General features: G+C 36.7%; 11 protein-coding genes. 1 reads left to right on the top strand and 10 read right to left on the bottom strand.

All coding sequences use genetic code 11. From position 1 onward, the window contains the following. Window positions 1-43: 43 nt before the first annotated feature. Window positions 44-2122: a GEVED domain-containing protein gene (locus B0E44_RS08830; protein WP_077373180.1), complete on the top strand. Its 2079-nt coding sequence runs from the start codon at window positions 44-46 to the stop codon at window positions 2120-2122. Between the two features lie 239 nt (window positions 2123-2361). Here B0E44_RS08830 and B0E44_RS08825 read toward each other — a convergent pair whose 3' ends face one another. From B0E44_RS08825 to trpB, 10 genes are all read right to left on the bottom strand, one after another. Continuing rightward, the gene (locus B0E44_RS08825; protein WP_077373177.1) at window positions 2362-3945 is read right to left on the bottom strand and encodes a DHA2 family efflux MFS transporter permease subunit; all 1584 of its coding nucleotides are present in this window, start codon (window positions 3943-3945) and stop codon (window positions 2362-2364) included. A gap of 214 nt (window positions 3946-4159) precedes the next feature. Next, window positions 4160-5239 carry an HlyD family secretion protein gene (locus B0E44_RS08820; protein WP_077373174.1) on the bottom strand — a complete coding sequence of 360 codons (1080 nt, stop codon included), beginning with the start codon at window positions 5237-5239 and terminating at the stop codon, window positions 4160-4162. A gap of 14 nt (window positions 5240-5253) precedes the next feature. Further along, window positions 5254-6573 (bottom strand): TolC family protein, encoded by a 1320-nt coding sequence (locus B0E44_RS08815; RefSeq protein WP_077373171.1) that lies wholly within the window; start codon window positions 6571-6573, stop codon window positions 5254-5256. A 72-nt stretch (window positions 6574-6645) separates the two neighbouring features. Then, window positions 6646-7284: a TetR/AcrR family transcriptional regulator gene (locus tag B0E44_RS08810; protein ID WP_077373168.1), complete on the bottom strand. Its 639-nt coding sequence runs from the start codon at window positions 7282-7284 to the stop codon at window positions 6646-6648. Between the two features lie 318 nt (window positions 7285-7602). Then, window positions 7603-8076: a GyrI-like domain-containing protein gene (locus B0E44_RS08805; RefSeq protein ID WP_077373165.1), complete on the bottom strand. Its 474-nt coding sequence runs from the start codon at window positions 8074-8076 to the stop codon at window positions 7603-7605. Between the two features lie 6 nt (window positions 8077-8082). Next, on the bottom strand, window positions 8083-8535 hold the full coding sequence (locus B0E44_RS08800) for a GNAT family N-acetyltransferase (RefSeq protein WP_077373188.1): 453 nt from the start codon (window positions 8533-8535) through the stop codon (window positions 8083-8085). Window positions 8536-8687: 152 nt separating this feature from the next. After that, window positions 8688-9449 (bottom strand): tryptophan synthase subunit alpha, encoded by a 762-nt coding sequence (trpA, locus tag B0E44_RS08795; protein WP_077373162.1) that lies wholly within the window; start codon window positions 9447-9449, stop codon window positions 8688-8690. Window positions 9450-9505: 56 nt separating this feature from the next. Continuing rightward, window positions 9506-10243 carry a carbon-nitrogen hydrolase family protein gene (locus B0E44_RS08790; RefSeq protein ID WP_077373159.1) on the bottom strand — a complete coding sequence of 246 codons (738 nt, stop codon included), beginning with the start codon at window positions 10241-10243 and terminating at the stop codon, window positions 9506-9508. A 36-nt stretch (window positions 10244-10279) separates the two neighbouring features. Further along, entirely contained in the window at window positions 10280-10600 is a 321-nt protein-coding gene (locus B0E44_RS08785) for a gamma-glutamylcyclotransferase family protein (RefSeq protein WP_077373156.1), read from the bottom strand. 258 nt (window positions 10601-10858) lie between these two features. After that, a complete protein-coding gene (trpB, locus tag B0E44_RS08775; protein ID WP_077373150.1) occupies window positions 10859-12040 on the bottom strand; it encodes a tryptophan synthase subunit beta in 1182 nt (393 codons plus the stop codon). Window position 12041: the final 1 nt, after the last annotated feature.

Here is a 12041-nt window from a genome sequence, read left to right as displayed (position 1 = left end):
TTTCATAATATTGTGTTAATTATTTAACTAAATCAAAAGTATCATGAAGAAAAATTATTTTATTAAAGAAGGTTGGTTTTGTTTCCTGTGTTTTTTATGTTTCGGAATTGTAACCCATGCGCAAACTTATACAAGTTGGATAGTTGGAAGTGCAACTGATGTCTCTACAACAACAAGTGGAGGGATGTGCTTAATGGGTGGTGGAACCGATAATGATGAGGCTATCAAATGGATGTTGCAAAAGTCGGGAGGAGGAGATGTAGTGGTATTGCGTTCGGCAGGCACTGATGGATACAATACTTATATGTATTCTGAGTTAGGGGTTACGGTAAATTCGGTTGAAACTATTATTATTGATACTAGAGCAAAAGCAAGCATTGCTGGAATAGCCACTAAGATTAGAAATGCTGAAGCTTTGTTTATTTCAGGTGGAGATCAAGCTACTTATGTGTCGTATTGGAAAGACACTCCAGTGGAAGATGCAATCAATTATTTGATAAATACAAAAAAAGTTCCAGTAGGAGGTACAAGCGCAGGTTGTGCCATTTTGGGTAAGTTTTATTATAGTGCGGCCAATTCGAGTGTTACCTCTTCCCAAGCTTTGGCGAATCCTTACAATACTGGGGTGACTATTGGTGTAAACGACTTTTTGAATTCTCCTATTTTGGCCAATACCATAACGGATACTCATTACGATAACCCAGATAGAAGAGGTCGTCAAACTGCTTTTTTGGCAAGGATGTGGAAAGACTTAGGAGCTGGATTAAATGCAAAAGGGATTGGAGTGTATGAAAAAACAGCAGTTTGTATAGATCAAAATGGAATCGCTAGGGTTTATGCTCCTACAACAGCCAGTTTCGCATATTTTTACCAAATTGAATCAAATTCTACACCTGAAACCGTTACCTCTGGTACTCCCTTGACTTGGAATAATAGTGGAAAAGGGGTTAAGATTGTGAAAATACCAGGAAATACAGCTGGATCAAATACTTTCGATTTGAATAATTGGATAACGACATCAGGGACGGGAATTTCATGGGGAAATATAAAAGTGGTAAGTGGTACTTTGACTGAAACTCTTGGCGGAACACCTCCAAGTGGTAGTTCCTGTGCAACTCCTTCCGGAATAGCCACCACTTCAATTACGAATACTAGTGCTACGGTTTCTTGGACTGCAACAACTGCCACAAACTATACCGTGCGTTATAAAACGGTGGCAGCTTCTACTTGGACAACTTTAGCTAATACTACTGCTACATCAGTATCACTTTCGGGACTTACACTAGGTACTGCATATAATGTTGAAATTATTGGAAATTGTACTTCAGGAGCTTCTGCTGCAGGGACAACTACTTTTACTACAACTGGAGGAACTACAGTAAGTTATTGTGCTTCAAAAGGGAATAGCTCCTCTAGTGAATGGATTAAAAAAGTGGTTTTCGGAACTATTAATAATTTAAGTAATGATAATGGAGGTTATGCCAATTTTACAACTCAATCTACGGCAATCACTAAAGGTGTTGCCAAAACATTAACTTTGACTCCAGGCTTTAGCGCTACCAGAAAATTGTATTGGAAAGTGTATATCGATTACAATAACAATGGTGCTTTTACGGATTCCGGCGAAGAAGTGTATTCTATATTCAGTAGTGCAACTTTGAATCCTAGTATTACTGTGCCATCAACTGCAGTTATTGGCTCAGTAAGAATGAGGGTTATTGTAAGTTATAATTCAATAACTTCGTCTTGTGGTACTTATAATTATGGAGAAACCGAAGATTATACCTTGAATATCTCAGCGACAGCCAAAATAGCTCCACAATCGAGTAAAATTCTTGTTGATTCAGATGAAGAAAGTAAATCACTGCCAGCACGAATTGGAATTTACCCGAATCCAGCTAGAGAGGATTTTAATATCTCATTTCGTAGTGAAGTAAATGAAAAAGTGACTGTCAAAATTTACAACATTCAAGGAAGAGAAGAAAAATCTTTTGTCATTGAAGCAACTTCTGGAGAAAACCGATTTAGATACAATACTGCTGGATTAATAAATGGTCAATACATTGTAAAAGTCATTAAATCTAATGAAGTTTCAACTACAAAATTAATAATTGCCAATTAATCATTTTTGTAGATTTTAAATAAAAGCTCCGAATCTCACTTATTGATTAGTGAAATTCGGAGTTTATTTTTTAATATTGGCCAAAAAGAAAAATATTTTCATTTAGCCCCGATTGCTTCGCCAGTTCAGCTTTCAGCCTCGTGTGCGGGACCAATGTTGGCTGAAAATGCCTTATCTTTCTGCTCCTAATTTTTAATCTGAGTTCTGCCTTCTTAAATCTTAAATCTGCAATCTTAAATCTAGTGCATCGCCTCAGACGGATCAATTTTGTTTTTTCCTTTTTTGATCAAAAGAATAAAAGGAATGCAAAGCAGGAATAAGATTCCGAGATACATAAAAATGTCCATAAACGATAATACAGAACTTTGTGCCATCACTTTCATTTCGATTACTTTATAGGCTTTGGACAAAGCCTCATTGGCAGAATATCCTTTGGACATAAAACCCATTTGCAGTTGATGCACAGTTTGCTGCACTTTGAGAGAGCTTTGGTCAAGATAGGAAATCAAATTCACGCGATGTTCCTGATTGAGCCTGGTGAGGTAAGTGGTAATAATTGCAATACCGAAAGAACCTCCCAATTGTCGCATCATTCCTGTAAAAGCAGCTCCTTCACCGATATGTTTTCCTTTAAGAGTAGATAATGATAAAGTGGTAATTGGTACAAACAATAGTCCCAAACCAACACCTCTAAGAATCAATGGCCAAAACATGTGTTCCACTCCAGTGTCTGGGGTCATTACACCACGCATCAAAAAGGTGAAAAGAAAAAACACCAGGAATCCTACTGCAACCATATAGGCCTGTGGTACTCCACGCTGAATCATTTTGCCTATAAAAGGCATCATAATACCCGTTGTAATGGAACTTGGGATTAACAATAATCCTGCATCGGTAGCTGTCCATCCTAACAGAGATTGGGTGTATACTGGAATGATAAATGTCGATCCATACAATCCAAATCCCATGATGAAAGACATAATGGTTCCGATTCTAAGGTTGCTGTCTTTTAATACTTTTAGGTTTACAATTGGATGCTTATAAGTGAGTTCCCGCCATATAAACAGTACTAATCCAAAGACAGAAACTACGCTTAATGTAACAATCATGCTGTCATTGAACCAATCGTCCTGCTGGCCGTGTTCCAAGACAAATTGCAAGGAACCAATGAAAGCGGCCAAGAGTGCAATTCCCCACCAATCGACTTGGTTTGATTTTAGCTTGTCTCCGTATTTTGGGCTTTTTACATAACCAATGGTTAGTAAAGTAGCTATAATACCGATTGGAATGTTGATGTAAAAAATGAATGGCCATGAAAAATGATCCACAATATAACCTCCCAAAGGCGGTCCTAGTGTTGGCCCAACAATAACTCCCATTCCGTAAATCGCTTGCGCCATTCCTCTTTTGGCTACAGGATAACTTTCGGTAATGATGGTTTGCGCAGTAACCAATAAGGCGCCTCCGCCCAATCCCTGTATGAATCGAAAGGCAACGAGTTCCCAAATATTTGTAGCATTTCCACATAAAAAGGAAGCTACCGTAAAAATAACAATGGAGGTTGCAAAGTAATTGCGTCGGCCAAATTGCTGTGACAGCCAGCTCGTCATTGGGATTATAATCACGTTTGCAATAGCATACGCGGTAATCACCCAAGCCACATCGTTTAGAGTAGCACCGAGACTGCCTCGCATATTATTTAGAGCTACGTTTACAATCGTAGTATCTACAATTTCTAGCAAAGCACACATTATACAAGTAATCGTGATAATGACCCTGTTGATGCCGTATTCTACTAAATCGTCTTCTTGGTTTTGTACCATTTTGAATTTTATTTATTCGCTATGTTCTAAAATAATAAGTACTTAATTTTTAACATATAAGTCATATAAGTTTTTAAAAATTTGTCCAAACAAGTGATTAAAAAAAGAGAATATAAGTTAACAACGTTCTTTGAAATGTCTTACTTAAATGAACTATTAGTTTTACTTGATTTTTTACCAACTAAAAACTTATATGACTTATATGTTTAATAATTTACTTCAAATGAACATCCACATCAACATTCATTCCTGGGCGCAGTAATTTTACTTTCTCAGGATCATTTGTTGGATCTAAACTGATTTTTACCGGTAATCTTTGAATGGTTTTTACAAAGTTTCCTGTTGCATTATCTGGCGGAAGCAATGAAAAACGGGATCCGGTTGCTGGAGAGAAAGAAGTTAATGTTCCTTTAAAATCATAGTCAGGATACGCATCTACTTTTACCGTTACTTTTTGGCCAATGATCATTCTGTTCAATTGGGTTTCTTTAAAATTAGCCACAACCCAAGCCTCATTGTTATTGATGATATAAAATAAAGATTGTCCCTGCTGTACCAACTGTCCTGGCTGAATGTCAATTTTAGAAACCTGTCCATCAATAGCAGCTGTTACAACTGTGTAGGTCAAGTTCAATTGAGCTACTTCCAGCAATGCTTTTGCTTTTTTGATGTTGGCCGCAGCAACTTCAGTTTGTTTATTGCTTACTCGTGATTTAGCTTCAATTACTGATTTTTGGTAAGCGCTTGCTTTTTGCTGCTGCTGTAAAATACGCACCTGACTTTCGGCTTCTTGTTTGGCAGCCAATGCTTGTTCAAATTGCTGTTTTGTGATCGAGTGATTTTTGTATAAATTTTCGTAACGAACATAATCGCTTGTAGCTCTTCCCAATCTAATTTTTGCTGTTTCAATGTTTCCTCCAGCCGATTGTACATTGGCATCTGAAACAGCAATACTTGCCATAGCACTTCCAATATCTTCTTTGGCTACTTCAAATCCACCTTCTGCAGCTATAAAAGCAGCATTTGCTTCTTCAATTTTTAATTGGTAATCTCTTTTGTCAATGGTAAATAAAGTATCTCCTTTTTTTACATAATCATTATCTTTTACATACACTTTACTAATATATCCTGAAACTCTTGGAATTATCGGGTTCATGTTTTTCTCTATTTGAGCATCGTCCGTTTCTTCGTGTCCTTGTGAATGAATGTATTTTGTGATTCCGTAAGTTCCTCCTGAAAGGACTAAAACCAATAGGATTATTATGAATTTGGCGTTTGTTTTTTTCTTTTCCATGATATTGGTAGTGGTTATATTTTTGAAAGGTTGAAGGTTTGTGATAGTTGTCCGGTAGCCGAAAGTAATTCGTAGTATTTTTGAATTACATCCACTCTGGCAATGGTTTCGCTTATTTTGGATTTCAGTTGCTCTACGTCGGCTTCCAGTAAATCATTGGTATCCGAAAGTCCGTTGTCGTATTTGTCTTTTACGATTCGGTAGTTTTCAACAGCCTGCTCAACAGCTTCTTTGTAAACGGTATTTTGTTTTATGGCCAAATCATAATTGGTAATCGCCTGCTGTACCTGAACTTTAATATTGTCTTTTAAAAGTTCTTCGGTGTTTTTTACTTCAAGTGCTTTACTTTCGGCAATTTTTACCTGAGTTCCATTTTTTAGAATTCCGCTGACATCATAAGATACCCCAACACCAATAAACATTGCATTTTCTAATGTTATAACATTGTTTAGGTTCAAGGCTGCATATCCGCCAGTCAAAGCTATATTAGGATAATAATCTCCTTTGGCTATTTTAATATTGTCTTGAGTTGCTTTTTCTTGAAATTGCAGTGCTTCAAGATCTTTACGATTTTGAAATGCCGGTTGTTCATCTGTAGGAACTGAATTAGCAGAAAAGCTAATCAGATCACTTTCTGTTACCGCTAATTTTGTTTCTGAAGGCAGTTTTAGTAAAGTAACCAAATAGTAATTTATTATTTTTTCATTATTCAAAGCTTCATCAAGAGACAATTGAATTTTCGAAACTTGAAGCTGGGATTTTAATAAATCATTTCGAGGAATGATTCCGTTTTTTTCCAAAGCAATGAAATCAGTAACACGCTGTTGGGCGCTTTTTTGATTTTCCTTCAATAATTCAATTGTTCTTTGCGTTTTATACAAATTGGCATAATAGTCAATTACTCTCATGGCCACATCCTCTTTGGTTTTGGATGCCATTGCATTTTCGGCTTGGAATAAATTATCCTGAAGCTTGATGCCATTTTGGATTTTCATTCCTGCAAATACAGGAATTTTCAAGCTAGCTTGACCAATAAGCATTCTGTCTGGTACGGGAAATGCTGCCGATCCTGCATTAACTTCTAAGCTAACCGTTGGTTCAGTTAACTGAAGAAATTGTCCGGTAAGTTTTAAATCAGGATACTGCGTATTCTTTACCGATTGCAGTTCCTGTTTTTTGGTTTCTACTTTGGTATTCGCCAGTGAAACCTCATTACTTTTTGTCCAAGCCAATTGTATAGCTTCTTCTAGCTTTAAACTGGTTTTGTCTTGGGCATTGATGGAGGAAATACCAATGAAAAACCCTCCAAAGAGTATTAAATAACTAATTTTCATATAAGTAAAATTTATTTGTCAGAGGTCATATATGTTATCGCCTTTTTATTTATCGGTGTTTGCATACGCAAACTATTTGTCAGTGGCGATTTCATATGTCAAAAGGGCTTTAATGGTTTGTTGAATGTGCATTGTTAAAGTTGTTTTTATGTAGGTATTGTATTCTTCTTCGGTGTTCAAGTTTAATAGAGTTTGGTAAAAAGGTCTATTCAAATGAAAATGGAAATAGGTACCAAGAATGGTTGTCGTAAGAAGTGGCACCACAATGTCTTTCCTGAAAATTCCTTTCTCTTGGCCATCTTGGATAATGGTTTCCAATGATTTTAGGTTTCCTTTCTTTAAATCAGTAAAAGCTTGTAGGTTAATTACTCTTTGACTTGTAGAAAACTCAAAGTGCATAATTTTGTAAATGCATCTGTTGCTATTGATCTTGTCGATATAAAGTTCAATAAGCTTGTGTATTTTTTGGAGTGGATCTAAATCTTCCAAAGTCAAAATATCCAGTTGAAGTTTGATCGCTGTGGCACGGTTCAAAATAATGGCTTCCAATAATTGTTCTTTGGATCCAAAATAATAGGAAACCATGGCAATGTTTATTTTGGCTTCCTTGGCAATGTCCCGTATTGAAGTCCCGTCAAATCCTTTTTCTGCAAATAGCGTTTCGGCGACTCGTAAAATCTGAATTTGTTTTTCGTTAAAATCCGTTTTCAAAACTTTGTTTTTAAATTCGGCACAAAATTAAACAACTGTTTAAATTAAACGATTGTTTAATTTTGTTTTAACCTTTTTTTAACGATTTTAAAAAGCTGAAAATCTTAACTAAAATGAGTGTTTTGGCTTTAAATTGCTAGGAATTTGAGTTTTATGAGGAAAGTTTTTTTTGGGGAATCAAGTTGTGAAATTAAAGGAAGGAGGCTAGGGGCTTTGATAAAAATCTGCCTAATCTGCGAAAATCTGCGTGACATATTTACACACAGATTTTCGCAGATTAGGCAGGTTTTTCTAAGTTAAATTGCATCACTTTTAGTGTTACAATTTCTCTTTGATAGGGATCCAAATTTCCTCTTCTGAGTTAGGATCTTCTTTTTTATATTTTGCTCCCAATATTTCAAAATGGGGTCTTTGGTCCAAATCGTATTTGGAATTGGGAATCCAAGTTCTGAAGATGTAGTCAAAAATTGCAATGTCATGTCCTTTATGCTCAAAAACAGCATAAAGTCCGCCCGATAAAGTAAAAGATTCCATCTCGGTGGGTATGTTGTTAAAGTCAGTAACCTCAAGTGTGGCCCATTTTTCGAAAACTGCATTGGGATTGAAAGCCTCAAAATAATCTGGCTCATACACTTGTATGGCAAAAAGATCTGAACTGATTGGATTTTTAATTTCACCGCGTTTTGGCATAAAACTTCGCCACAATTCATGCGTCTTGTTATTCGCAAGTGATGTTTGCAATCGTTTGCCAATTAATTTTTTTTCAGGTAAAATTTCAATTCTGGGAGTCATTGGAAACTATTTATCAATGGATTTTTTTAAGCAAACACTAGTTTCAATATTTTCATATTGACCGTAATTAGAGATTATCTCGTAACCGTTTTTTTGATACAATGCAATGGCTTCGGGATTGTTTTTGCCAGTTTCCAAAATGCACTTGGTGTAATTGAATTCGCTTGCCCAAATTTCGAGTTCTTTTAAAACTGTACTGGCAATTCCTTTTCCCCGAAAATCAGTATGAACAAACATTCTTTTTATTTCGACAGTATCTGTATCAAATTGCTTGAAAGCACCACAACCAATTGCGATCGCTTCTTGATAACAAACCACAACGTGATTGATTTTATCAATTGTGTTGTATTGAGCATAGAAATCATGATCTTCGCCATCTTTTATTCTCAAAACTTCGTCAAGTAGTACGACCAGTTTTTGGAAATCGATGTTTTCGGAGGTTGTTCTAGTTGTGTTCATGCTAATTTGTAGTTTAGTAAGAATAGATTTTTTCCCTAATAATAATTCAAATGTAAAAAAAAGCATAAAAAATATAACCGCAAATTTGCAAATTATTAAGCTTCAAATGCTTGTTGTAATTTGCGGTTTAATAATTTATAAAACGGGAATGCTTATCGAATCGCTTTCACAAACTCTCCAATTTTTCCAGTTCCATTTTCTTTTAAATAGGTGATAAAAGCACTACCAATAATTGCTCCTTTTGCGTATTGCGTGGCTTGATTGAAAGTTTCGGCATTGTTGATTCCAAAACCAACTACTTGTGGGTTTTTCAAATTCATGTCGGCAATGCGTTTGAAATAAGCTTCCTGTGTGTTTCCAAAACCAGATTGAGAACCCGTTACACTCGCTGAACTCACCATATAAATAAATCCGCTTGAAACGCTATCAATAAAACGAATACGTTCTTCTGAAGTTTGTGGCGTAATCAAAAATACATTGATTAGTCCGTATTTCTCGAAAGTAGCTTTGTACTGTTCTGCATATACATCAACCGGAAGATCGGGAATGATTAGACCATCGATTCCTATTTCGGCACATTTTTTACAGAAATTCTCCACTCCGTATTGTAACATTGGATTGAAATAACCCATAATCACTAATGGAATTTTCACGCTTTTGCGAATATTCTTCAGTTGGTCAAACAAGATTTGTGTGGTCATTCCGTTATGTAAAGCCTGTGTTGAGCTGGCTTGAATTGTTGGACCATCGGCCAAAGGGTCGCTAAATGGTAATCCAATTTCGATCATATCGACACCATTTTTTTCTAAATCCTGAATGATTTGTGCGGTGTCATTTAAGTTTGGATATCCAGCCGAAAAGTAGATGGAAAGTATCTTTTTGTCTTCTTGTAATTGTTGATTTATTCGGTTCATTTTTAAAGTATTTTATCTTGGGATTTTAAATCCTATAGTTGTGTTTTTATATTTTATTAATCATTCAGTATTATGCTCGTCCAACTGGAATGATGCTTTTCTACAAGTAGTAATCCAGAACCCGAATCTTTCATTTGGGCAATCAATTCTCCTTTGTTGTTCCAAAAAGCAGAGCGACCGCCAGATGGGCTTCCATAAGAGTCTCCGCCAAAATTAGCCATCAGGACATTCATTTGGTATTGTGAAGCATAGCTTTGTAACGATTGGTGCGCTTGCGGAATCCCATTTGGCGAAAAGAAAATACTGGCTATATAGGTTGAGCTATTTTTTTTGCTGGCGTTTTCTGGATGCTTTGGATTATCGATGTCGGCACAAATGGCACAAGAAATATGTTCGTTTTCTATTTCGAGCATTGGATTATAATCGAAAGAGGGTTGGTAATAAATATCTTCGCCAGTATGCAAAAATTGTTTGGTGTATATGGAAACTGTATTGTCTGGAGCGATGCAAAATTCGCCCAAAAACAAGTTGGATTCTATGCGTATTGGAGCTCCTGCGATGATTGTGATTTTATTTTCGGTGGCTAGTTTTTTTAAATGATTTAATCGGGTGTCATTTTCGGAAAAAGCCAATCGCGCGGCATCTTCTCTTTCATAACCCGTAATAGAAAGTTCTGGAAAAACGATTAGTTGCGCTCCATTTTCGGCAGCCAATTCTACTAGACGATAATGATCCAAAAGATTGGCATCAATATCTCCTCGTTTCGGTTTGGTTTGTGCGGCAGCTAAAATCATTTTTCTTATTTAGTTTTTAAATTCCTTTATTCGTTATTAGATGGCGGCACTATATGCCCAAGCTTTTTGGTTCGATTGCAAGGTTACTTCAACACGTTTATAATGGAGTCCTTCATACAAATCTGCCTGATGGAGTTCTCTCATTGTGACGTCATATGAAATTCCACTTATGGTGTCGTTGGAATTATTGGTTTCCATAATAATAGGATAATGTTCTATACCAAATTCTTCTTCGATTTGAATTTCATTTAATTCATACCCAATCAATGTTTCTGGAGTTCCCTGAAGAATACGCCCAAAGAGATTTTCTTGAACATCCTTATCTCGTAAAGTTCCGTAAGCGAATAATTTTTGCATAGCTTCTATTTTTTTGGAAATGTTATACCATTTATTATTAACTGAGTTTGACTATTTTTTTGGAGCAGAAACATTTGCTTCGCCTGTTCGCTATCGCTCGGCTGGTTTTTTTAGCAGCAAAGTCCCGCTATCCGTTTCAATCTCTCTCGTTGAAAAACGAGAGAGGATTTACACTGCTATCGGGGCTAAAAGCTGGCATATTGATTCTTTGCAATTATCCTCAAAAAAGTTAAAAATTTAAGAATCGTATTCAGAATATTACAATTTAAAATAATCAATATACGTATTCAAATCCTTGTCACCACGACCCGAAAGGCTGATGACCACAACATCGGTTGGTTTGAATTTTCTTTCTTTCAAAACTGCCAATGCATGGGAGGATTCGATTGCCGGAATGATTCCTTCCAGCTTGCATAATTCCAATCCAGATTCCATTGCATCATCATCGGTTACGGAATAGAATTCGGCACGACCCGTTTGTGCCAAATGCGCGTGCATTGGACCAACACCCGGATAATCGAGTCCCGCAGAAATCGAGTATGGTTCTGTAATTTGACCGTCGGGAGTTTGCATCAACAGCGTTTTGCAACCGTGAATGATTCCCACTTTTCCTAGTTTGCTTGTCGCTGCGCTATGTCCGCTGTTTACCCCTTTTCCGGCTGCTTCGACGGCTATAATACCTACTTTATCTTGGTCAAGGAAATGATAAAATGTTCCTGCCGCATTGCTTCCTCCACCGATACAAGCGACTACAAAGTCAGGGTTTTCACGACCTTCTTTTTCTTGTAACTGCCATTTAATTTCTTCGGAAATGATGCTTTGAAAACGAGTTACCATATCGGGATATGGGTGTGGGCCGATGGCTGATCCGATGATATAATGAGTATCGACAGGATTATTAATCCAATCGCGAATGGCTTCATTGGTTGCATCTTTCAAGGTTCGTGAACCCGAAAGAGCTGGTCGAACAGAGGCTCCAAGCATTTTCATACGAGCCACATTTGGTGCTTGACGCTCGATGTCGATTTCACCCATATACACGATGCATTCCAATCCCATCAATGCGCAAACAGTGGCGGTCGCAACTCCGTGTTGACCCGCACCAGTTTCGGCAATGATTCGTTTTTTACCTAGTTTTTGAGCTACTAAAATCTGACCAATGGTGTTGTTGATTTTGTGTGCACCTGTATGGTTGAGGTCTTCTCTTTTGAGATAGATTTTGGTTCCGTATTTTTCAGATAACCTTTTGGCAAAATACAAAGGGCTTGGACGGCCTACATAATCTTTGAGCAGTTGGTCAAATTCTTTTTTAAATTCAGGTTCTGCTGTAATCTTTAAATATTGCTGACGTAATTCTTCTACATTTGGATATAACATTTCAGGAATGTAGGCTCCTCCAAATTCTCCGTAATAGCCTTTTTCGTTGACGTTGTATGACATT

This window comes from Flavobacterium sp. A45 (assembly GCF_002001005.1).
Taxonomy (GTDB): domain Bacteria; phylum Bacteroidota; class Bacteroidia; order Flavobacteriales; family Flavobacteriaceae; genus Flavobacterium.
This window is presented reverse-complemented; position numbering and strand designations above follow the sequence as displayed.